The sequence below is a fragment of the Streptomonospora sediminis genome (genome assembly GCF_054778995.1).
Genome location: NZ_BAAGYZ010000009.1, coordinates 84055 through 107286, shown reverse-complemented (window position 1 = coordinate 107286; position 23232 = coordinate 84055). Strand labels below are relative to the sequence as shown.

16 protein-coding genes and 1 tRNA gene are annotated in these 23232 nt (G+C 69.7%); 11 read left to right on the top strand and 6 right to left on the bottom strand.

All coding sequences use genetic code 11. The annotated features are described in order from the left end of the window. The first annotated feature begins 372 nt into the window (after nucleotides 1–372). From ACYVD5_RS03400 to ACYVD5_RS03385, 4 genes are all read left to right on the top strand, one after another. The gene (locus ACYVD5_RS03400; protein WP_460999393.1) at nucleotides 373–2160 is read left to right on the top strand and encodes a glycoside hydrolase family 15 protein; all 1788 of its coding nucleotides are present in this window, start codon (nucleotides 373–375) and stop codon (nucleotides 2158–2160) included. A 139-nt stretch (nucleotides 2161–2299) separates the two neighbouring features. Continuing rightward, nucleotides 2300–3034 (top strand): MgtC/SapB family protein, encoded by a 735-nt coding sequence (locus ACYVD5_RS03395; RefSeq protein ID WP_460999392.1) that lies wholly within the window; start codon nucleotides 2300–2302, stop codon nucleotides 3032–3034. Between the two features lie 171 nt (nucleotides 3035–3205). After that, nucleotides 3206–3877 (top strand): uracil-DNA glycosylase, encoded by a 672-nt coding sequence (locus ACYVD5_RS03390; RefSeq protein ID WP_460999391.1) that lies wholly within the window; start codon nucleotides 3206–3208, stop codon nucleotides 3875–3877. Nucleotides 3878–4048: 171 nt separating this feature from the next. Continuing rightward, a complete protein-coding gene (locus tag ACYVD5_RS03385; protein WP_460999390.1) occupies nucleotides 4049–7396 on the top strand; it encodes an NACHT domain-containing protein in 3348 nt (1115 codons plus the stop codon). Between the two features lie 30 nt (nucleotides 7397–7426). Here the strand turns inward: ACYVD5_RS03385 and ACYVD5_RS03380 are convergent, their stop codons facing one another. Then, a complete protein-coding gene (locus ACYVD5_RS03380) occupies nucleotides 7427–8197 on the bottom strand; it encodes an SIR2 family NAD-dependent protein deacylase (protein WP_460999389.1) in 771 nt (256 codons plus the stop codon). Nucleotides 8198–8720: 523 nt separating this feature from the next. Here ACYVD5_RS03380 and ACYVD5_RS03375 point away from each other — a divergent pair. After that, nucleotides 8721–9614: a sulfotransferase gene (locus tag ACYVD5_RS03375; protein ID WP_460999388.1), complete on the top strand. Its 894-nt coding sequence runs from the start codon at nucleotides 8721–8723 to the stop codon at nucleotides 9612–9614. Between the two features lie 438 nt (nucleotides 9615–10052). Here the strand turns inward: ACYVD5_RS03375 and ACYVD5_RS03370 are convergent, their stop codons facing one another. Next, nucleotides 10053–10793: an alpha/beta hydrolase family protein gene (locus ACYVD5_RS03370; protein WP_460999387.1), complete on the bottom strand. Its 741-nt coding sequence runs from the start codon at nucleotides 10791–10793 to the stop codon at nucleotides 10053–10055. A 402-nt stretch (nucleotides 10794–11195) separates the two neighbouring features. Between ACYVD5_RS03370 and ACYVD5_RS03365 the strand changes: the two genes are divergently transcribed. Then, complete coding sequence (locus tag ACYVD5_RS03365; RefSeq protein WP_460999386.1) at nucleotides 11196–11354, top strand: hypothetical protein; 159 nt, start codon at nucleotides 11196–11198, stop codon at nucleotides 11352–11354. A gap of 272 nt (nucleotides 11355–11626) precedes the next feature. On the opposite strand, the gene ACYVD5_RS03360 is transcribed toward ACYVD5_RS03365, so the two are convergent. Further along, nucleotides 11627–12457, bottom strand: a complete 831-nt coding sequence (locus tag ACYVD5_RS03360; RefSeq protein ID WP_460999385.1) for an aldo/keto reductase — start codon at nucleotides 12455–12457, stop codon at nucleotides 11627–11629. Nucleotides 12458–12624: 167 nt separating this feature from the next. Next, entirely contained in the window at nucleotides 12625–12954 is a 330-nt protein-coding gene (locus ACYVD5_RS03355) for a hypothetical protein (protein WP_460999384.1), read from the bottom strand. Nucleotides 12955–13107: 153 nt separating this feature from the next. Here ACYVD5_RS03355 and ACYVD5_RS03350 point away from each other — a divergent pair, with 153 nt between their 5' ends. Both ACYVD5_RS03350 and ACYVD5_RS03345 read left to right on the top strand, forming a co-directional pair. After that, nucleotides 13108–13686 (top strand): 2-thiouracil desulfurase family protein, encoded by a 579-nt coding sequence (locus tag ACYVD5_RS03350; RefSeq protein ID WP_460999383.1) that lies wholly within the window; start codon nucleotides 13108–13110, stop codon nucleotides 13684–13686. A gap of 38 nt (nucleotides 13687–13724) precedes the next feature. Continuing rightward, nucleotides 13725–13798, top strand: a tRNA-Pro gene (locus ACYVD5_RS03345). Between the two features lie 144 nt (nucleotides 13799–13942). On the opposite strand, the gene ACYVD5_RS03340 is transcribed toward ACYVD5_RS03345, so the two are convergent. Continuing rightward, nucleotides 13943–14152 (bottom strand): DNA-binding protein, encoded by a 210-nt coding sequence (locus ACYVD5_RS03340; protein WP_460999382.1) that lies wholly within the window; start codon nucleotides 14150–14152, stop codon nucleotides 13943–13945. A gap of 810 nt (nucleotides 14153–14962) precedes the next feature. Between ACYVD5_RS03340 and ACYVD5_RS03335 the strand changes: the two genes are divergently transcribed. The 3 genes from ACYVD5_RS03335 to ACYVD5_RS03325 all read left to right on the top strand — a co-directional run bounded on the left by ACYVD5_RS03335 (nucleotide 14963) and on the right by ACYVD5_RS03325 (nucleotide 22264). After that, the gene (locus ACYVD5_RS03335) at nucleotides 14963–16387 is read left to right on the top strand and encodes a non-reducing end alpha-L-arabinofuranosidase family hydrolase (protein WP_460999420.1); all 1425 of its coding nucleotides are present in this window, start codon (nucleotides 14963–14965) and stop codon (nucleotides 16385–16387) included. 1138 nt (nucleotides 16388–17525) lie between these two features. Then, the gene (locus tag ACYVD5_RS03330; RefSeq protein WP_460999381.1) at nucleotides 17526–20213 is read left to right on the top strand and encodes a pectate lyase family protein; all 2688 of its coding nucleotides are present in this window, start codon (nucleotides 17526–17528) and stop codon (nucleotides 20211–20213) included. Nucleotides 20214–20770: 557 nt separating this feature from the next. After that, on the top strand, nucleotides 20771–22264 hold the full coding sequence (locus tag ACYVD5_RS03325) for a SulP family inorganic anion transporter (protein ID WP_460999380.1): 1494 nt from the start codon (nucleotides 20771–20773) through the stop codon (nucleotides 22262–22264). Nucleotides 22265–22357: 93 nt separating this feature from the next. Here ACYVD5_RS03325 and ACYVD5_RS03320 read toward each other — a convergent pair whose 3' ends face one another. Then, complete coding sequence (locus tag ACYVD5_RS03320; protein WP_460999379.1) at nucleotides 22358–23230, bottom strand: GTP-binding protein; 873 nt, start codon at nucleotides 23228–23230, stop codon at nucleotides 22358–22360. Nucleotides 23231–23232 lie beyond the last annotated feature (2 nt).

Genomic DNA, 23232 nt, shown 5'->3' with positions numbered 1-23232 from the left:
ATCACGTCGCAATAACGGATTCCGAGTCGCAAACCCCCAGGTGCGGCCGGTGCAGACCGCTGCAGCGGACCGCACGCGGCCGCCGGGGGCGCCGCCGAGCACGCCGCTGCGGCCGCCGACCGCTTCCGGTCGGTATCTGCTACAGCACATTTACTCACCTTCCACCTGGGAAAGCGCTTCAACCGATACGGTGACGGCAACGGCACACAAAGGCGCGTGCAGCCGACCGGCCCACCGCGATACCGGCCTCCGGCACGAACACCGTCGCCGCGGCCCGAATGCGCGCCGCTCCCGCACGTCCGCGGGGCGACGCGGAGTTGGATACGGTACGTCCGCGTAGACGTGATCTTGGTTGAGAAGGGGGTGAGCCGCGTGTCCGGCTGGATTGAGGATTACGCGCTGATCGGCGACATGCAGACCGCTGCTCTCGTGGGGCGCGACGGCTCCATTGACTGGCTCTGCCTTCCCCATTTCGACTCTCCTGCCTGCTTCTCGGCGCTATTGGGCGACGAGCAGAACGGCAACTGGTGGATGCGCCCGGCCAACGGCGAACCCCGCGCCGCCCGGCGCCGCTACCGCCCCGAGACCCTTATCCTCGAATCCGAGTGGGACACCCCCGAAGGCTCCGTGCGCGTCATCGACTTCATGCCGCCGCGCGGCGGCGCACCCCACCTCGTGCGCATCGTCGAAGGCCTGGCGGGCACCGTGCGGATGCAGACCGCGATGCGGCTGCGGTTCGACTACGGCAACGTCGTGCCCTGGATCCACCGCAGCGGCACCGAATTGGTCGCCATCGCCGGACCCGACTCGGTGTGGATGAGCTCCCCGGTGCCCATGGAGGGCCACAACTTCGTCCACGACGCCACCTTCACCGTCAGTGCCGGACAGCGCGTCCCCTTCGTCATGACCTGGCACCCCTCCCAGGTCGAGGAATCCGACCACCTCGACGCCGAGAAAGCCCTCTCGCGCACCGAGCGGTTCTGGGCACAGTGGGTCGACCAGTGCACCTACGAGGGCGAGTACCGCGACGCCGTCGTGCGCTCGCTGATCACCCTCAAGGCGCTGACCTACCGCCCCAGCGGCGGCATCGTGGCCTCGCCCACCACTTCCCTGCCCGAGGACATCGGCGGGGTGCGCAACTGGGACTACCGCTACTGCTGGCTGCGCGACGCCACCATCACCCTCGAAGCGCTCATCCGCAGCGGCTACACCGACGAAGCCCAGGCCTGGCGCGAATGGCTGGTGCGCGCGGTGGCCGGCGAACCCCAGCACATGCAGATCATGTACGGCGTCCGCGGCGAACGGCGCCTCGCCGAATGGGAGGCCGACTGGCTGCCGGGCTACGAGGACTCCCGGCCCGTGCGCATCGGCAACGCGGCGGTGGGCCAATACCAACTCGACGTCTACGGCGAGGTCATGGACGTGCTGCACCTGGCCCGCCGCAGCGGATTGCACGGCGGCGAGCACGTGTGGGGCCTGCAGCGCTCCCTGGTCAACTACCTGGAGTGGTGCTGGGACGAACCCGACGAAGGGCTGTGGGAGGTCCGCGGGCCGCGCCAGCACTTCGTACACTCCAAGGTGATGGCGTGGGTGGCCGCCGACCGCGCGGTGCGCATGATCGAGGACTTCGGCAAGGAAGGGCCCATCGAGCGCTGGCGGGCCCTGCGCGACACCATCCATGCCGAGGTCTGCGAATACGGCTTCGACACCCGCCGCAACACGTTCACCCAGTACTACGGCAGCAAGGAACTCGACGCCGCACTGCTGCTGATGCCAGAGGTCGGGTTCCTGCCCTACGACGACCCCCGCATCGTCGGCACCATCGAGGCCATCCGCGACGACCTGATGGTCGACGGCTTCGTGATGCGCTACCGCACCGACCGCGAGGAAGCCGCCGACCACCTCCCCGGCGACGAAGGCGCCTTCCTCGCCTGCAGCTTCTGGATGGCCAACGCGCTGCTGTCCATCGGCCGCGAGAAAGAGGCCCGCGAGCTGTTCGACCGGCTGCTCGCGCTGCGCAACGACGTCGGGCTGCTGGCCGAGGAGTGGGACGCCGACCAGGGACGCCAGGTCGGCAACTTCCCGCAGGCCTTCAGCCACGTGCCGCTGGTCACCACCGCCCTGAACCTCTCCCACCAGAACGGCCACCGCCGCGGCTGAACCGCCGCGGCACGAGCGCCCGCCGGCGCAGGGCGGCGGCGGGCGCGGGGTGTTCGGACTGGGCGGGGCGGCCTGCCTGCCGGAGCCGCCCTGACCGACCGCACGGGAATGCCCGCCACGCAGCGGGTAGCGGTCGTCCATGGACGACTTCATCCCGAACCTGCAGGGCCAGGGCTGGCCCCAATTGGCGGCCCTGGCGGTCGCGCTCGTGCTGTGCACCCTCATCGGCCTGGAGCGCGAACTGCGCCAGAAGAACGCCGGCCTGCGCACCCACACCCTCGTGGGCGTCGGCGCGGCACTGTTCATGGTGGTCAGCAAGTACGCGTTCTTCGACGTCGTCACCGACGACAGCATCACGCTGGACCCCTCGCGCGTCGCCGCCCAGATCGCCTCGGGTGTCGGGTTCATCGGCGCGGGCGTCATCTTCGTGCGCCAGGACATCGTGCGCGGCCTGACCACCGCGGCGACCATCTGGGGGGCCGCGGCGGTGGGCACCGCCGCCGGAGCCGGGCTGTGGCTGGTGGCCACGGCCGTCACCGGTGCCCACTACCTGGTATCGCTGGGATACCCCCCGGTGCTGCGGCTGATCACCCGCCGGCGCCCCTCCGTCGCGCCCATCCGGCTGTCCTACGAGGACGGCCGCGGCGTGCTGCGCGCCATCCTGGCCGAGGTCACCAGCCGCGGGTTCGCCGTGCAGGAGGTGAACACCCAGCGCACCGAGGCGGGCGACCCCCGCGGCGCGCTCATCGACCTGAGCCTGCAGGTCCGCGGAACCGGCGCGGGCGGGCCCCGGATCCAGGAGTTGGCGACGGTGCTCTCGGAAACGCCGGGAGTGGTGTCGGTGCGGGCGGGCGAGCCCGGGGATGAGGAGTGAGCGGGGTGGCGTCTGCTGCGGGGGCGCGCGGAGTTGCGGGTGTGTTGCGGGCGGGTGCGGAAGGCCGCGCGAAAGCGCGCGCAAGCGCCCGTTCGGCCGCGTGCAACAGCCCGCCCGAGCAGGCTCGCGGACCCGGCCCGCACTGTCCCCGCGGGCCGCTAGTGTGCTGCCATGCCACGACCTTTGAACGAAATGATGGATGACCGCTGGGCGCAGGCGCTGGCTCCGGTGAGCGGTCAGATCGGCCGCATGGGCGAGTTCCTCCGCGAAGAGGTCGCCGCGGGCCGCACCTATCTCCCCTCGGGCGACAACGTGCTGCGCGCCTTCCAGCAGCCCTTTGACGACGTGCGGGTGCTCCTCGTCGGCCAGGACCCCTACCCCACGCCGGGCCACGCGGTGGGGCTCAGCTTCTCGGTGGCGCCCGAGGTCAAGCTGCCCGGCAGCCTGCGCAACATCTTCCAGGAGTACAGCGACGACCTCGGCCTGCCCAAGCCCACCACCGGCGACCTCACCCCCTGGACCAAGCAGGGCGTCCTGCTGCTCAACCGGTCGCTGACCGTCGCCCCCGGCAGCCCCGCCTCGCACCGCGGCAAGGGTTGGGAAGAGGTCACCGACCAGGCCATCCGCGCCCTTGCCGAACGCGAGGCCCCGCTGGTGGCCATCCTGTGGGGCCGCGACGCCCGCAACCTGCGCCCGCTCATGCCGGGGGTGCCGTGCGTGGAGTCCACCCACCCCAGCCCGATGTCGGCCAAGAACGGCTTCTTCGGTTCGCGGCCGTTCAGCCGGGCCAACAAGCTGCTGGAGGAGCAGGGCGCCGAGCCGGTGGACTGGCGGTTGCAGTAGCGCACGGGGTGCCCGCCAGACTGGAAGTGGCCGGCGGCCGGATCCGGCCGCCGCTGCCCGCCCGCACCGGCCGGGGTTGAGGGTGCGGGCACGCTGTACTTGAATCGCCCCTGCCGGGGCGTGAGCACCCGCGCACGACGACACGCGGCACAACTGGAAAGGGCCCCGCGGATGGCCAAGAGGCTCGGTTACGCCGACGCGCTGAAGATGCTCGGGCAGGACGATTCCGCCGTGGTGGGCTTCGCGGAGAAACTGTCCGAAGGGGCATTGGGTGCGCTGGGGATACCCGGGCTGTCGAGCCTGGGCGGACCGGTCGCCCAGGCGGGGCGCCGGGCCATCACCGGGCTCCGCGAGAAGGTCACCGGCATCAGCCGGATGGACCGCACCGAGCGCGTGATGGCGGCGCGCAAGATCCTGGTCGCGGTCGCCGCCTTCGAGGCGCTCGACGAGGTGCTGCAGGACTCCCCCGCCGACCTGACAGTGGCCGACCTGGAAATGGACGCGGAGGAGCAACTGGCGCTGTGCGAGAGGTTTCTCTTGGAGGACGCGGGCCACCTGTCCTTGCTGGTCGATGCAGACTTCAGGCCCGAATTACCAGTGGGTGCCCAGTCCGGCCTTTTCGCGCGCCACTTGATCGACTTCTTGCGCGGCCTTGCGATGTGGGAGCGGTTGGACGAGACCGCGCGCTCGGTCGCAGCCCAGGCGATCGTACAGCGGGTGGAGGACATCGCCGCCCGGCGCTTCACCGAGTCCTTCCGCCTGCTCGCCGCCGAGGTCCCCGAGTTCGGCGTATGGGCGAACCTCGCCGCCCACGGGACCACCCAGCAGCGAGTCGCGGATATCGACACGGGCCTCGCCAGGCTGCACGACCTGGTAACGGAGATGGCTCCGCACCACCAGCTCGACCGGCGCCGGAGCGAACTGGCCGCCCTCTACCAAGCCGCGCTGCGCCGCCCGCTGCTGCGCTCCGCCGACGCGCCGCCCGGCTTGGAACTGCCGACCCTCGAATCGGCCTACCTGGCACCGCGCGGACGCTACGAGCTGGCGGTTCCCGGCGCGGCCCCCTCCGCAGAGACGTGGTGGGAGAACGTCCCCACACGCGACGACCTCCAGTCCTTGCTGGCCGGGCTGCTGACGACCCCCAACGCCGTCGACAGGCCCATCGTCGTCCTCGGCCACCCCGGCGCGGGCAAGTCGGTGCTGACCGAGATGCTCGCCGCCCGGCTGTCGACCGCGGACTTCTTCGCGCTGCGGGTGGAGCTGCGCGCGGTCTCGCCCAACGCGCCGATCCACAAACAGATCGAAGAGGGTGTCGGCGCCACGCTGAACACCGCGGTGCAGTGGCGGGCACTTGCCGAATCGGCCGGCGGCGCCCTGCCCGTGGTCATCCTGGACGGTTTCGACGAGCTGCTGCAGGCCAGCGGCGTCAACCGCTCCGACTACCTGGAGCAGGTGCAGGAGTTCCAGCACCAGCAGGAGGCCCTGGGCCATCCGGTGGCGGTGATCGTGACCAGCCGGACGGTCGTCGCCGAACGCGCCAGGTTCCCCCAGGAGACCCCGGTCCTGCGCCTGGAGCCGCTGAATGAGCGGCAGATCGCCCGCATGGTCGACCTGTGGAACGCGTCCAACCGCACCGCCTACAGCTCGCGAGGGCTGGAGGCCCCGACCGCCGAGGCGCTGCTGCCCTTCCGCGAACTCGCCGAGCAGCCGCTGCTGCTGCTCATGCTGCTGGTCTACGACGCCGCCGACAACGCACTGCAGCGCTCCGGCGGCGAGCTGTCGCGCAGCGGCCTGTACGAGGAATTGCTGACCGGCTTCGCCGAACGGGAGGTCCGCAAACACCGGTCGTACCTCAGTGATGGGGAGCTGGCCAACGCCATCGAGGACGAACTGCACCGGCTGGAGGTCGCCGCCGTCGCGATGTTCGTCCGGCAGCGGCAGAGCGTGGCTGCCGACGAACTCAAGCAGGACCTCGCCGTGCTCATGCCCGACTCCGGGACCCGTCCCGCAGAGGCCGGCCTGCACGGAACCGTCAGCGACGCCCACCAGGTGCTGGGGCGGTTCTTCTTCGTACACGAGTCCCAGGCCCAGATCGAGTCGCGCACGGCGAGCGTGTTCGAGTTCCTGCACGCCACCTTCGGCGAGTACCTGGTGGCCCGCGCGGTCACCGCCGAGCTGGCCGAGCTGCTGGAGGCCCGGCGGTTCGCCGCGCGGCGGCCGCGCGCAGCGCCGCCCACCGACGACGGGCTGCTCTACGCGCTGACGTCGTTCTCGCTGCTGGCCGGCAGCGCCGCGACGGTCGAATTCACCGGGGACCTGCTCGACCGGCGGATCGCCGGCGATCCCGGCGAGCGCGCCGAGTACCGCGAACTGCTCATCGACCTGTTCCGCGAAGCGCCCTACCCGGCGGAGAACCGCGCCTACACCGCCTACCAGCCCCGCCGCCTGCCGATCACCGACCGCCAGGCCGCCTACACCGCCAACCTGGCCACGCTGCTCACCCGCGTGGCGCCGGAGGGCGTCGACATCGCCGAGCTGTTCGGCAACGAGCACGGCTGGCAGAACGTGTCGGACTGGCGGGCGCTGGCCGGACAGTGGCGCGGCCTGCCCAATACGCAGTGGCACGGGTTCCTGGAGGTCGTACGGCTCCGCCACATCGGCTACGGCGGCGACGCCCAGCCGCGCACCGTGCTGAGCGCGGACACGCAGACGAGCGTCGGCGAGTGCATCGGGTTCGAGATCACCTCCGGCACCCGGGCCGCACTGTCAGTGCTCGACCCCTACTCGATCGCCGTCCCGCCCGGAGTCACCGGCGGTCTGCTGCGCTCCACGGCGATGCGCATCAACGGCACGGCGGCGCGTATGGCGCTGATGATGCTTCCGTTGCTGGAGCATGTCGGCGGCAACCTGCTGGACTGGTTCGAGGACACCGACGAGGGAACGGCGTGGTCCCGGATGCACGACCTGCTGGAGCTGCGGCTGTCGCTTCCCGACCTCGAACCGGGCGGGTGGCGCACGCGGGTACTGCGTTATAGGCGGCTGTTGGACACGGACGTGCTCGGCACGGTCGAGGCGCTGGTGTTGCGGCAAGTGGCTGAGGATCTTTCCCATACCCCTCAGGCCGACTCCACCGAAACCCTATATTTCAGAGCGGAACTGCTGGACATTGTGGCGGGTTACCTGGGAGCGGTGCGCAGCTTCTCCGCCGCACTGTCGGCGTCGGCGGACGTGCTGACCGCTGTGTTTGACGAATTGGGCAGGCACAGCGCTCACCGCGGAGTTCCCGCGGGAACCTTCTCCTGGATCATGGACGCAGCCAGGGCCGGTCAGGCGGAAGATGACGGGCACGTGTCGCCCCCTGGGAGCACGGACGACCCCCAACCCCCATCCGACGGTGTCCCCCAGCCGACATCCCGCGAGACCTTCCCGCAGGCGCAGCGGCGGCGGCCCCGGCCGTCCGCAGCGCTTGCTCCCTACAGCCACGAGCACGGCGACCGCTCCTTCTGGGGCTCCGGGTGACCGCGGCCCAAGCTCCCAAGCCACTCGCCCCTACCGCACACCCAACGCGTACTCCACCAGCTCCGGCACCACCTCGCCGATCGGGTCGCGCAGCACGACTGCGGCACGCTCGTCGTAGGGTGTCGGCTCGGCGTTGGCGATGATCAGCGGCGCCCCGTTGTCCAGGGCGATGTCGCACAGCCCGGCCACCGGGTGCACCGCCAGCGACGTGCCCACCGCCATGAACACCGAGCCTTCGGCCGCCGCCTGGACCGCGGCATCGATGACGTCGGGCTTGAGGCGCTGGCCGAAGGAGATGGTGTCGGCCTTCTGGATGCCGCCGCAGACCAGGCAGCGCGGGTCGGACTCGTCCTCCAGCCGTTCCAGGACCTCCGGGGTGGGAGTGCGGGCGCCGCATTGCATGCACGCCACCTGCGTGATGGTGCCGTGCACCTCGATGATGTGTTCGGCGGCGATGCCCGCGGCCTGGTGCAGGCCGTCGATGTTCTGGGTGACCAGGGCGCGCAGCCGCCCGGCTGCGTCCAGGTCGGCCAGTGCGCGGTGGGCGGCGTTGGGGCGGGCGTGCCAGGCGGGGTGGTCGCGGCGCATCCGCCACACCTTGCGGCGAACGTTGGCGTCGGACATGTAGGTGTCGAAGTCGAACAGCGCAGCCGCGCCCGGATCCTTGGTCCACACGCCCTGCGGGCCGCGGAAGTCGGGGATGCCGGAGTCGGTGGAGATGCCGGCGCCGGTGAGTACGGTGATCCGGTCGGCTCCGGCGAGCAGGGGAGCGACGTCGGCGGGGCGGGCGGCTGCGGGCATGGACGGTCCTCGGCATCGGGGGCGGCGGCCGCGCGCGGGCCCATAAGCCCGCAGGCCCGCAGTGGGCGGGTTCGGGCTGGTGCCGCCGGGGGCGAAGGCGTCCGGCGCGGCCGTGGTGGTTCTGCGCCCATTGTGGCAGCGCTGCGGGCGAGCGGCGGGCGGGCTCCTCTGGCTGCTCCGCCGACCGCAGCGGTCCATCCCGCGCCGCCCCACCGGCGCAGTGGATCGCCCGCGGTTCCGGCGGTTCACGGCTAGATCACGTATCCGCCACTTCTCGCCGACGAGGGCGGCGGACAAACCGTTGCAACGCGCGCTTCGCGGTAATCTCGCATCAGAACGGGAACGCGGGAACGGCTCGCGGGCGCCCGGCCGAGGAGGTTCGGCGACGCGCCGAATCCCGCGAATACGGAGGTCACCCGAAGCCGATGGGGTTCGCTGGTAAGGGACGGCACCTGGCCGCACCAGGCCGACAGCACGATGAATCACCCGAACAGCGCTGAAGAGTGTAAAAATCTCCTTCGCCATGAAACAGCCGCCCTACATCCTCATCGTGAACGGGACGAAGGTCCGCCGGCCGGTCTTCGTACTGGGAGCGCCGCACTCCGGTGTGGACCTGGTCGCCCATGCGCTGGGCAAGGCACCGGGCTTTCACATCGGGGCGGGCAACGGCACGGTGCTCGACGCCGTGCACGCCCTGGCGCGCCGCCCGTCGATGGCCGAAGAGCGCGCCTCGGGCACCGCGGCGCTGCTGCGTGCGGCGTTCGCCGAGTCGTGGCAGCTCACTCCGCGCACCTGCCCGTACTGCCCGGGCGGGCCGGTGTCCGCTCGCGAGGCGGCTGAGCCGTGCCGGCACGCCGGCGGGGTCAGCAGGTTCGGCGACGCCAGCCCGGACCTGCTCTACAGCGCCACTGCGCTGCAGAACGCGTTCGACGACGCCGTGTTCGTGCAGATCATCCGGGACGGGCGCGATGTGGCATCCGAAATGCTCGCCGACGAGCAAGTGCTGGCCTGGTTCCGGCCCGGGATGTCCAACGTCGACGGCGAGATGCCCAACCCGTTCTTCGGGATTGAGACCGAGCAGGACCGCAAGCAGTACCCGAAGCTCTCCACGGCGGCCAAGTGCGCGCTGCGCTGGCGGGGCGCGGTGCGGCTGTCGGCGAAACTGCGCGGCTCGCTGGGCGCCGAGCAACTGATGACGCTGCGCTACGAGGACCTCTTCGGCAGCGAGGTCGAGACCGCCGAGCAGCTCCGCGAGTTCACCGGTGCGCGGGTGTCGGCGATGGAGCTGGTGCGCAGCGGATCCACCGGGATCGGGGCCTGGCGCAACCGGCTCAGCGCTGAGCAGCGCGACGACGTCCGCAACATCGCCGGGGCGGAGCTGAAACGGTTGGGCTATGCCAAGGACCGGGCGCGCTGAAGGCCTGGGGCGCTCTGGCGTGGTTGAGAAGACGCGGGAAGTGTGTTGTGAGGTCGGTGCCGATCATGCTGAAATGCCGGGCCCAGCTGTGAAATCCGGGCATTTCTGCAGGGTCGCCCGCCCGCCGGGTGGCCCGCCCCCGGCGGCCGGGGCCGGGGGCGGGCCACCCCGGCCGCCTGCGGGCGTCGATGCCGCTTTTCCCGTCCGGACCGCCCGCGGATCGGCCGCGGGCAAGGCCGCCGAGCGGACCCGTGTCCGACCCGGCCCCCTCTTGAGGGGCAGCGGTCGGCAGGGGCCCGCCCTTGCTGCGCGGCACGGGCCCTGCTCGGCGATGACGGCGGAGCCCACCGAGTAGGGCGGCCCTATCCCGCGCCCAAGGCTGAACGACGACCGAAGGGTCGCGGTCGGCCGTATCCGCCGCCGCACCGGCTCCACCGGCTACACAACCGCCCGCTGCAGCCACTCCCCCGCGGCGCGCCAGGCCGCGTGCCGCGGATCGATGGGGGCGAAGTGGTCGGCGCCGGCGATCTCGGTGTAGTCGACCGGGTCTCCGGCTGCGCGGGCGGCTGCTGCGTAGGCGCGGCTGTGTTCGACGGGCACCCGCTGGTCGGCGTCGCCGTGCACGATCAACTGGGGGACGCCGACCGGGACGCGGTGCAGCGGTGCGGCCTCGGCCCAGGTGCGATCGGCGGGCTCCGTGCCGAGGAAGTCGGGGACGGCGCCCTCGCCCAGTCCCGCCCGGGCCGCGGCGCGCAGGTCGGTGACCGGCGCCAGGCCGACGACCGCTGTCAGCGGTGAACCGGGCGCGGCCAGCAGTGCCAGGTGGCCGCCTGCAGAGTGGCCTATGGCGACCACCCGCCCGGGGTCACCGGGTTCGGCCCCTTCGCCGAGCCGGGCGCCGAGCACGTCCAGCCCAGCCCGCACATCGTCGAGCGTCTGCGGCCAGCCACCGCCGTCACCGCCGGTGCGCCGGTACTCCATGTTCCATACCAGCCAGCCGGCGTCTGCCAGCTCGGCGGCGAGCGGATCCATCAGACGCAGGTCGTGGGCGTCGCGCCACCATCCGCCGTGCAGCAGCACCGCAACGGGGAAAGGGGCGTCGCCGTCGGTGTCGGGCTGCCAGATCCCGACCACTCGGCTGGGGTGTGTGCCGTATGCGAATACGTGCTTGTTCGCCATAGCGCCTCCGCTCCCCGGCCGGCGGTGGCTCGCGGCTCATGGCCGGCGGTTCCGCCGACCGCGGCCGCCGCCCGCTGAACCATCCGGGCCTGCTGAACCGTCCGGGCCATTCGGCCGACCCGGATTTCGGTCGGGCCGCTTCGTGGTTGCCGTAGGCCGAGTCTGCCACGTCCGCGGCCCGTTGCTGCGGGCGACCTGGCGATCACGCTTCGCCGAGCTAGGACGGCGGGCGGGCGCGGGCGTCGGGGGTAGGGATCCACCGGGGACGGGCAGGCAGGATTCAGCCAGGCGGGAGACGGCGGCGGGCTGGACGCAGGGCAGGCGCATGCAGGGCGGGAGCGTGATCCACAACGCCTCCCCTGTCCGTCGCCGCACCGAGGCGGGCTCGCCTACGATGAGGCCATGGGAGAACTCGGAATCTTCGGCCTGATCGCGCTGATCGTCATGATGGCGGTGCCCGTTTCCATCTTCGTCGGCGGCGTCGTCTACGTCGTTCGGCTGGCTCGGCGCGGAACGCAGGCCACGCTCGCCGACGCCGCCAAGCGGCGCGAACTCGCCTGAACAACCGTCCGGCCGCGCCGCGGCATGTCGCGGGGCATGTCCGGCCGCCGGGCCGCCGAACCATCGGCTGACACGCCGCCGGACCGCCGATCGGCCGCCGACTGCGCCGACCGCTTACTGCGCCAACCGCACAACGCCCTACCGACGCACTGCGGCCGATCGCCCCTCGGCGGCAGGGGCGATCGGCCGCAGTGCGTGTCGATCCGATCGAGCCGAATCAGGCCGGGTCGGCCGAGTCGGCCGGATCGGTCAGGTCAGCCGAACCAGCCGGGTCAGGCCGCGTTCATCGTGTCCGGGTTGGGCCCGAAACGCTGGCCGTTGTTGAGCCCGGAGATGGTCTCGACGTCGCCGCTGGACAGCTCGAAGTCGAACACGTCGAAGTTGGCGCGGATGCGCTCCGGGGTCACCGACTTCGGGATGGCGATGTTGCCGACCTGCAGGTGCCAGCGCAGGATCACCTGCGCCGGGGACTTGCCGTAGGCCTCGGCGACCTTGCCGATGGTCGGGTCCTGCAGGACCTGGCCCTGGCCCAGCGGGCTCCAGGCCTCCGTGGCGATGTCGTGCTCGCGGTTGAAGCTGCGCAGCTCCTGCTGGGTCAGCCGCGGGTGCAGCTCGATCTGGTTGACCGTGGGCACGATCCCGCCTTCGTCCAGGACGCGGCGCAGGTGCTCGGCGTGGAAGTTGGAGACGCCGATGGCGCGGACCCTGCCCTCGGCGTAAAGCCGCTCCATCGCCTTCCAGCTGCTGAGGAAGGTATCGCGGGCGGGCATGGGCCAGTGGATCAGGTACAGGTCGAGGTGTTCCAGACCGAGCCGCTCCATCGTGGCGTCGAAGGCGCGCAGCGTGCTGTCGTAGCCCTGGTCGGTGTTCCAGAGCTTCGAGGTAACGAACAGCTCGTCGCGCGGCAGGCCGGAGCGCTGCAGGGCCTGGCCGACACCCTCCTCATTGCCGTAGGCGGCGGCGGTGTCGATGCTGCGGTATCCGGTCTCCAGAGCGGTACTGACGACATCGGCGGTGTCGCCGCTCTCCACCTGCCAAACGCCGAACCCCAGTTGCGGAATGCGGACGCCGTTGTTGAGCGTCACCTCGGGAACCGTGGTCATGGATCCTCCCCCATTGGTCAAGTGCATGATCTGTCTACCCAGAGCGGTAACCGCACGCTACCTGGGACACATTCCGCGAACGCGGGCGGTGTGCACAGTGCCACTTGCGCGCGGGGCGGGGGAGGCCGGCACTGTCGTGCGGGGCCGCGGCACGGCCGACGGCCGACTCACTCACCGAACCGGTAAACCACCCCGATGACCAGCAGGTTTTCTTCGGGAAGCTCCGGGTCGAGCCCGGGATAGTCGGCCGCGCAGCCCTGCTGGAGGACGTAGGGCTCGCCCGGGCGCAGCCGCTCGATCTCGCCGGCCACGGCAGTGCGGGCGGCAGCGGCGGCGACCTCCCGTTGAGAACCGCTTTCCGCGCCCTCGGAACCCTCGGCGCCCAGGGAACGGTAGACGATGTCGACGGGGCGCGCCTGCGCCGGGATGAGGTCGACCAGACCGCCGACCGCCTCAAGCCCGGAGCCCGGACCCTTCTCTCGCGTATTCCCTCTCACGGCCACCAGCTCCTTCGGTACTGAGGGGATACCTGCGCCCTTTGCCATCACCCAGTAACCTGCGAGCGAGTTCCGCAAACGGCCCCGAAGCGGATGGTCCATCCCAGACGGGCGCCGCCGGCGGGAGCCGCAGATCCGAAGAGGCCGCAGCCCATGGAAACCGCACCAGCCGCGCAGGGCCGGCAGCCCGCGGCGCGCATCCTCGTCAGCGCCTGCCTGCTCGGTAGCCGCGTGCGCTTCGACGGACGCGCCAAGACCGTCGACGACACGATCATCGACCGCTGGCGGGCGGAGCGGCGCATCGTCCCGCACTGCCCGGAGGTGGCCGGCGGCCTGCCGGTCCCCCGTCCCCCCGCCGAAATCGAGCCGGGATCCGACGCCCGCGCCGTCCTGGAGGGCCGCGGGCGCATCCTGACCCCGCAGGGCGAGGACGTCACCACCTACTTCCTCACCGGCGCCCACGCGTGCCTCACCGCCGCGCAATCCCACGGCGTGCGCGCGGCCCTACTCAAAGAATCCAGCCCGTCCTGCGGCCTGCACAAGGTCTACGACGGCACGTTCACCGGCAACACCGCGCCGGGCCCCGGGATCACCGCTCTACTCCTCCAAGACCACGGGATCGCCGTCTTCCCCGAAACAGCCCTCCCAGCCGCCGACACCCACCTACGCTCCCCCGCATCCGCATCCGCCCACCCCGGCAACCCGTCACAAGCAGGCCCGCAGATGCGGTAGAGTTTTACTCGTTCGCAGGGCAGAAGCCCACCGAACACCGGGACGTAGCGCAGTTTGGTAGCGCACTTGACTGGGGGTCAAGGGGTCGTGGGTTCAAATCCCGCCGTCCCGACAGCGAAAGAGCAGCTTAGCTGCAGGTCAGGAGCCCGATCACCGAGTCCGGTGGTCGGGCTCTTGGGCGTTTGGCCGTCAGTCGACCGTGGGATTGAACGTCATCCGGCGCCTCAAAATGTTCAAACGAGTTACTGAGCGACACTCAGCCGTCGTCAGGATCCACGCCCAGGACTCGCAGCAGATCGGCCGTCGTGACGCGGTAGCCCTCCCCGATCCGGATCACCTTGCACGGAAAATCGTCCGCCTTGGCCCGCTGATAGGCCTTCGTACGACCGATCCCCAGCATGCGCGCGGCGGCCATGAGACCGATGGTCGGCGGCAAGGGGCGTGGCTGCTCCAGCGTTATTGGCATTGCGTCTCCTCGATGTGTAGCGGCTCATCGTCTTGCACTAACTGGTGGTTCGGTACAGGACGCGACATCCCTGCTATCGACAGTGCGGTATCCCCGCGTCCGCCGAAGGCCACCGCGTCCTCGAAGGAGGCCGGGTCGGTGGCCTTCATCTCGGCCCAGGACTCCATTCGAGCGGAACGGGCACCCCACGCAGGCGGATTTGGGGTGTCGCCCAAGCCGTGGACAATGCGGAAGGCCAACGGCACTGGCTGGGCGTCCCCGATCTCCATAACCGGGTAGGCGGCGGCCGTCGGGCCGTTGAGACGCCAGGTCCGCGGAGACGTCCAACCAATCACCAGACGGCCGGGGCGTGGAACCCGATCCCGAATGCCGGTGGTGCCGGTTGTAGTAGTCGAAGAAATACCAGTCCACTGCCCGGCGGCGGAGGTCGCGAACGGCTCCGGTCCGCCAGCAGCCCCACCAGGCATCTTGGCAAGCCACCGGATGACGAAACCGGAAATTACAGAAAGTTTCCGGAAACTACTTGACGTCAAGAGCATTATCGCTCACATTCGGCGGCAAGGGCAGCAACGCCCCGACTTTTCCGGGCGGGCCTGTCGCGTAGGAGCCACGTTCAGGCATGCGCCAGACCGTCCGGAAATGTTAGCGCTAACATCCCCCAGTACAGGCCTAGAGCCCGCGTTAGCCCCCGCCGGGCGGAGCGCGCAGCTCCAGGCTTCGAGAGGAAGGACCGTGTCTACGTTGAGCAGGTTTCCGAGCGCACCGGCCTTGCGACTGCGAAGGGCCCTGCGAGCCGTCCTCGCCGGCGTGATGATCATGCTGGTCGGCAGCGCCGGCACCTTGGTCGGACCGACACCAGCCGCGGCCGCCGCAGTCGACACGAACGCGTACTACGTGCTGGTGAACCGCGAGAGCGGCAAAGCGCTGGATGTATACAACCGGGCCACCGACAACGGGGCGCGGATCACCCAGTGGCCCCGGAACGACCAGCACCAGCAGCAGTGGCGGTTCGTCGACTCCGGCGACGGTTACTACCGTTTGCAATCACGGATTTCCGGCAAGGTACTCGACGTCTACAACTGGTCGACCGCCAACGGTGCCGATATCGTTCAATGGACCGACTTCAACCAGGCCAACCAGCAGTTCCGGTTGGAAGACTCGCCTGGCGGCCACGTCCGGTTGATCAACCGGCACAGCGGCAAGGCCGTGGAGGTGCAGGGCGCTTCGCACGCTGACGGCGCCGACATTGTGCAGGCCGACGACTCGGGTGGCGGCCACCAGCAGTGGCGACTCGTCCGGGTCGGCGACGAGGGGGCGGACGACACGTGCGCGCTCCCCTCGACGTACAACTGGACATCGACCGGCCCGCTGGCGCAGCCGAGGCAGGGATGGGTTTCGCTCAAGGACTTCACCCACGCCCCCTACAACGGCCAGCACCTCGTCTATGCGACGAACCACGACACGGGATCGTCATGGGGCTCGCTGAACTTCGGCCTCTTCAACGATTGGGCCGGCATGGACTCGGCTACCCAGAACCCGATGCCCTTCTCCGCCGTCGCACCGACTCTCTTCTACTTCGCCCCCGAGGGCATCTGGGTGCTCGGCTACCAGTGGGGCGGATCCGCCTTCTCCTACCGGACGTCGACCGATCCCGCCGACGTGAACAGCTGGTCGCAGGAGCAGACCCTCTTCAGCGGAAGCATCTCCGACTCCCCCACGGGCCCCATCGATCAGGCGCTGATCGGTGACAGCACGGACATGTACCTGTTCTTCGCCGGAGACAACGGCAGGATCTACCGGGACAGCATGCCTATCGGCGACTTCCCGGGCAGCTTCGGTTCGAGCGCGACGACCATCATGTCCGACAGCACCAACGACCTGTTCGAAGCGGTCCAGGTCTACAACGTCGAGGGCCGGGACCAGTACCTCATGATCGTCGAAGCGATCGGCGCGCAAGGTGACCGCTACTTCCGCTCGTTCACAGCCGACAGGCTGGACGGCACGTGGACACCGCAGGCCACCACCGAAAGCAACCCGTTCGCCGGCCAGGCCAACAGCGGCGCCACCTGGACCGACGACATCAGCCACGGCGAGCTGATCCGCACCGACCCCGATCAGACCATGACCGTCGATCCCTGCAATATGCGGTTCCTCTACCAAGGGCGCTCGCCCGACTCCGGCGGCGACTACGGCCAACTGCCGTATCGGCCAGGTCTTTTGACACTGCAGCGCTGACACGGGCGGTGACGGACCGCGGGTTCCGACTCGTCGTACGTTGAATGCCCCCCAACACGAGAGGATGCGGTGGCGGAGGCCGGATCCGGAGCGGCGCCTTGCGAAAGCAGGGTCTCGGGCGATGCACCCGCGGGTGGAGCCGCCGTTCCCCAGCCGGTCCGACCTGCGCCGTCGCCACAGCTAGGCGGTGGCTCCGCTGGTTCACCTCCACGGTCGTGGACAGCGGAGGGCCCAACGCCAGACTTCGATCTGGATATGCGGTACTGCGGCCGACGAGTTCACGGTCTCCGTGGCAATGCTCACTTCGTGCTCGTCGGTCGCTTCGACCACGTGCAAGCGCGGTCGACCCTCGAGGCAGGACGATGCGGCCGGGGCCGAGGAGTACTACCGGCGGGCCATCGCGGCCGGCAACACCTACGCCCTGAACAACCTCGGCATCCTCCAGGCCGATCGGCGACAGTATGTCGAAGCCGAGTACCTGTATCGCCGCGAAGAACTGCGGTTCCAGCGGACGAACGTCGTAGCGGTCCGTGAAAAGGAACCGGTCTCGCAGCGGGCGATCGCGCCGTATGGTTGGTCCCGACGATGGCGTCGGCCCACAGGACGAAACTCACCTGCGCCCAAATCCTCGGGGACGCACAGAAGATCGGCGAGACCGAGAACGGTCTGAGCAAAATGGGATACTCGCCCAAGGCGATGTCGTTCTCGGACATATTCGGGTTCGCTTCTGGCCACGTGAGTCCGAGAGGCAGGTCGGTGGCGTTGCCGGCCAGCCACACCCCGGGCACGCCAGTCGGTCCGGCCATGCCGGACGCGAAGCGGCGACCCATGTCATCGGGCAGGTCCTCCATGGGCAACTCCAGCCCGTTCAGGCCCTCGGTGCGGGCCTGCATACGGGTGGCGACCGCGAGGACTCGGTGAGCCGTGAACGCGCCGTCGGCCAGGCCAACACCCGCAACATTGCGGGGCGTGCCGCTGTCGATCACGACCACGGAGCGGCTACGCAGTCTGCCTGCCGCTCCATGGTCCGAACTCGAACTTTAACCGCCCTTGACTTGGAAAGCGCTTTCTCTATGCTCTAGGAAAGCGCTTCCCAACCCCCATATCCCCCAACGAAGGGTAAGCAGTGAGACGACCAATGACGCGTCGACTCGTGTCGGCGCTGGCCACTGCGGCCGTGGTGGCGGCCGGTCTGGCCCTGCCGGTGTCCACGGCATCGGCGCAGACCGGTAGCGCAACGGGTTACGCGACCCAGAACGGCGGGACCACCGGCGGCGCGGGCGGAGAGACGGTCCGAGCCACCACCGGAACCCAGATCCACGAGGCCCTGTGCGATCGGCCCAGCACCAGCACCCCGGTCATCATCGAGGTGGAAGGGACCATCAACCACGGCAACACCTCCAAGGTGTCGGGCGACGGTTGCGACACTGCCGACGACGTGATCGAGCTCAAAAGGATCAGCAACGTCACGATCGTCGGCGTCGGCGGCGGAGCCGTGTTCGATCAGCTGGGCATCCACATCCGGGAGTCCAGCAACATCATCATCCAGAACGTGACCGTCCGGAACGTCAAGAAGTCCGGCTCGCCGACGTCCAACGGCGGTGACGCCATCGGGATGGAGAGCGACGTCCGCAACGTCTGGGCCGACCACCTCACCCTGGAGGCGTCGGGCGGGGAGTCGGAAGGCTACGACGGCCTCTTCGACATGAAGAACAACACCAAGTACGTCACCCTCTCCTACAGCACCCTGAGCAACTCCGGCCGCGGCGGCCTGGTCGGCTCCAGCGAGAGTGACCGCTCCAACGGCTTCATCACCTTCCACCACAACCTGTACGAGAACATCGACTCCCGGACACCGCTACTGCGCGGCGGCACAGCGCACATCTACAACAACCACTACGTGGACCTGCAAAAATCCGGCATCAACTCCCGGGCCGGGGCGAGCGCGAAGGTGGAGAACAACTACTTCAAGGACTCCAAGGACGTCCTGGGCACCTTCTACACCAATGAGAAGGGCTCCTGGGAGGTCAGCGGCAACATCTACGACAACGTGACCTGGTCCAGCGAGGGTGACGAGAACTACCCCGCCGGACCCGACCCGCAGTCCAACACGACGGTGAGCATTCCGTACCCCTACGAGCTCGACGACGCCGGCTGCGCGCCGGAGGTGCTGGAGCAGACCGCGGGTGCGGGCCAGGGCAATCGGATCTCGGACGGCAACTGCGAAGCGGAGGACCCGCCCGCACCGGATCCGAACGACCCCGATCCGAACGACCCGGACCCGGATGACCCGGACCCGAACGACCCGGACCCCACCGATCCTCCCGACGGGACCAACCTCAGCATCGGGGCCGGCGCCGACGGCTCCAGCAAGGCCGACGGGACCAGTTACGGAAACGTCATCGACGGCGACATGAGCACCTACTGGTCGCCGAGCGGCTCGACCGGCCGCATTTCGGTCAAGTGGGACTCCAACGCCACGGTGTCCACGATCAACATCCGCGAAGCCTCCGGCGCCGAAGGCAACATCGGCTCCTGGCGGGTCGTCGACCACGACACCGGCGCCGTCCTGACCACCGGCAGCGGCGCGGGTGTCATCACCTTCGACTCTACTGCGCTGCGTAAGATCGACTTCGAGATCACCGGCTCGAACGGCACACCGCGCGTCGCCGAGTTCGAGACCTACGCCGGCTCGCCTCCGGACGGCGGCGGCGACGACAACCCGGGCGGGACTCCGCCGCCTTCAGGTGACGAGTTCTTCGTGGCTCCGGGCGGTAGCGACGGCGCCGCCGGCACCGAGTCCGACCCGACGACGCTCACCTCGGCGATCGACCGGATCGAGCCCGGCGGGTCGATCTACATGCGCGGTGGTGACTACGACTTCTCCGAGACGGTTCACATCGAGCCGGGGAACGACGGTCTGTCGAGCGACCGCAACGAGCTGTTCGCCTACCCCGGTGAGACTCCCGTGCTGGACTTCTCCGGCCAGAGCGAGGACTCCTCCAACCGGGGACTCGCCATCGGCGGCGACTGGTGGCACGTGAACGGCATCATCGTCGAGCGGGCCGGGGACAACGGCATCCTGCTGGGCGGCAACGACAACGTCATCGAGCGGGTGACCACCCGGCACAACAGCGACACCGGGCTGCAACTGTCGCGGTACACCGCCGGTGCTCCCAGGTCGGAGTGGCCCTCGGACAACCTGGTCGTCAGCTCGGTGTCGCACGACAACGTCGACTCCGACGGCGAGGACGCCGACGGCTTCGCCCCGAAGCTCACCGTCGGGGAGGGGAACGTCCTCCGTTACACGGTGGCACACAACAACATCGATGACGGCTACGACCTCTTCACCAAGGACGACACTGGAGCCATCGGTGCAGTGACCATCGAGGACTCCCTCGCCTTCGAGAACGGGACCCTCAGCGACGGCTCCCAGGCCGGGGACGGCGACCGCAACGGCTACAAGCTCGGCGGCGAGGACATCGGGGTCGACCACGTCGTCCGGGGCAACGTCTCCTACGGCAACGGCAAGCACGGGTTCACCTACAACAGGAACACCGGCTCGATGACGGTCTCGGACAACGTCAGCATCGGCAATGAGGAGCGCAACTTCAACTTCGACGGCGGCTCCTCGCAGTTCCGGGACAACACCTCGTGCGACAGCGGGTCGAACGACAGGATCATCGGCGATGCTGACAGCTCGAACCAGTTCTGGTCCGGCTCGAACGGGTCCCGGTGCTCCTCCTACACCGGCGCCCTGGACTGGTCCTTCGACGCGGACGGCAGCCTCGCCGTGACCTTCGGCGGCAACGAGGCCGACCTGTAACCGATCCGGTCGGCAGTACCGCAGCCGACCGGAATACCGGCCGGCCCTTCCGAGCGAACCGGTTGGGCCGGCCGTTCCAGGCGTTGGCGGCGGGCCGCGGCCCATCGCCGCGCCGGCAGCGCCGCCATCGGCGCGCTTTCGCCTCCGGGCACGCAGAGGCGGTCGCCCTCTCCTGTGGCGTATCCGGCCGGTTGCCGCCCGTTTCACGGCTGCGGACGCGCAACGGCCGACCGGGTGGGATGTGGGCAGGCTCTCGTACTCAAAGAGTGATCCCGACCCTCACGTAACCGTAGGATTAGAGGGCGCCGAGTCGTACGCGGCTCGCGCCCTTTCTCTGCCTCGACACCCCGTCCCGCGGTGCGTCTGGCGCCACGGGCCTGCGGCAACGGCGCCGCCGGCAAGCGGGCGGCCCGCATGCGCATGCGGTCGGCCCGGGGTGGCCGGGGAGCCCGATCCATCGGCATCCGTCCGCCGTGTGCTGCGGCGTGCCCGGAGCAGGGGCACAACTCCCCCGCCCGGCCACGGTGTGTGCACGCGGCTCCTACGAGATTGGCCTCATGACCGCCCAGCAGACCCCCGCCCGCCGACGCCTGCGCATACCGCGCCTATCCCCGTCAGTACTGCGCTCCGAGGTCCTCGCCGGCCTCGTCGTCGCCCTCGCCCTCATTCCCGAAGCGATCTCCTTCTCCATCATCGCGGGCGTCGACCCCCGCGTCGGACTGTTCGCCTCGTTCACCATGGCCGTCTCCATCGCCTTCCTCGGCGGGCGCCCGGCCATGATCTCGGCGGCCACCGGCGCCATGGCGCTGGTCGTGGCGCCCCTGGCCCGGGAGTACGGCGTCGACTACCTGCTCGCCGCCACCATCCTGGCCGGCGCCTTCCAGGTGGTGCTGGGCCTGCTCGGCGTGGCCAAACTGATGCGGTTCGTACCGCCCAGCGTCATGACCGGGTTCGTCAACGCCCTGGCCATCCTCATTTTCCTGGCCCAGGTGCCGCACTTCGCCGGCGAAGGCTGGCCCGTCTACGCGCTCATCGCCGCCGGCCTGGCCATCATCTTCCTGCTGCCGCGCCTGACCAAGGCGGTGCCCGCACCGCTGGTGGCCATCATTGCGCTCACCGGCGTCACCGTCCTCGCCGGCATCAACGCCCCCACCGTGGGCGACATGGGCGAACTGCCCTCCAGCTTCCCCATCCCGTTTGTGCCCGGCGTCCCCCTCACCCTGGAGACGCTGACCGTCATCGCGCCCTACTCCGCGACGCTGGCGCTGGTCGGGCTGATGGAGTCGCTGATGACCGCCAAGCTCGTCGACGACCGTACCGAAACCCCCTCGCACAAGGGCCGCGAAGCCCGCGGGCAGGGCCTGGCCAACATCATCACCGGGTTCTTCGGCGGCATGGCCGGCTGCGCCATGATCGGCCAGACCATGATCAACGTCGGCTCGGGCGCCCGCACCCGCCTGTCGACCTTCCTGGCCGGTGTGTTCCTGCTCATCCTGGTGGTCGTGCTGGGCGATGTCGTGGCCGTGATCCCTATGGCCGCCCTGGTCGCCGTAATGATCTTCGTGTCGATCGCCACCCTGGACTGGCACAGCATCGCCCCCGCCACGCTGCGGCGGATGCCCTGGACCGAGACCGCCATCATGGTGGTCACCGTCGTGGTCGTGGTCGCCACGCACAACCTCGCCATCGGCGTGATCGTGGGCGTACTGGCCTCCACGGCCCTGTTCGCCCGCGGCGTGGCCCACCTCTCCGGTGTGACCAGCGTGCTCGACCCCGAGGGCGGGGTGCGGGTGTACTCGGTGCGCGGCGACCTGTTCTTCGCCTCCAGCAACGAACTGACCGCGGAGTTCAACTACGGCGAGCAGGGCATCGACAAGGTCGTCATCGACCTCTCCCGCGCACACATGTGGGACTCCTCGGCCGTCGCGGCGCTGGACCACGCCACCGACAAGTTCGCCAAACACGGCATCACCGCCGAGATCACCGGCCTGAACATTCCCAGCGAGGAACTGCACAAGGATCTCTCCGGCACCCTCAACACCGCACACTGACCGCCGCCTGTGGTCCTCCGCCCGGTTGCGGCCCTTCATCCGGGACCGCCGCAACCGGGCCGCTCTGCTGCGGACGGCGGGAGTTGTTCGCCATCACTGCCTTCCGAGCGTTTCGGCGAAGGGGTCGTCTTCAAAGCCCTGCTGCTCTTCGCCGGGGGCGAGCAGGCACGAGTCCAGCAGGTCTTCCAGGCGCCGGGCGTCCAGGTCCACTCCGGTGAACGCCAGATGCTGGCGGCGGTCGCCCACGGCCGGGTCCCAGTCCAGGCGGGCCGAAGCACGGCGGGCCGGCGGAACCAGATCGGCGGCCGATTCGGGCAGCGAGGCCAGCCACGGCCCCGCGCTGCCGACCACGAGCAGGTCGTCGTGGGAGTCCCACACCAACAGCGTGTCCGGTTGGCTGGCCAGCCAGATCCTTCCCCGACCGCGCAGGCAGCAGGACACGATCCCGGTCAGCGCATCGTGCAGCCGCTCGGGGTGCAGCGGCCGCACCCGGGTCCAAGTGAAGGTGCTGATACGCCCGTCGGTGTGCGCGGTGTACTGCGCCCAGGCCGGATTCAGCCGCGCCGCCGCCGAAGCGGTGTCGAAGATCCCGTGGGCCAGATCGGCGATCGATTCGCTGAGCGGGACCACGGCCGCGGCCGGGTTGAGCTGCTCCAGCAGGGCGGTCGCACGCTCACGATGCCGGGAGCCCGTCAAAACGAGCGCGGTCGGGTACTCGATCTGGTGCGCGAGCACCTCGGCGACGGTGCGGTCGTCGTTCGGGGCGATGTCCAACCCGCGGTCCGCCAGTCCATCGCGGCCGGCCAAGTCGGCGAAGAGGGATTCGGCGTCCACGGCCGTGACGACAGCGGAAAGGGCCAATCGCGCGTCCGCCGCAACCGCTTCCGAGACGGTGCGGGGCTCGACCGACTCCCAGCCTTCCACAACACACAGGTTGTAGGCGTTCTCGGCGGCCAGCCCCCGCAAGA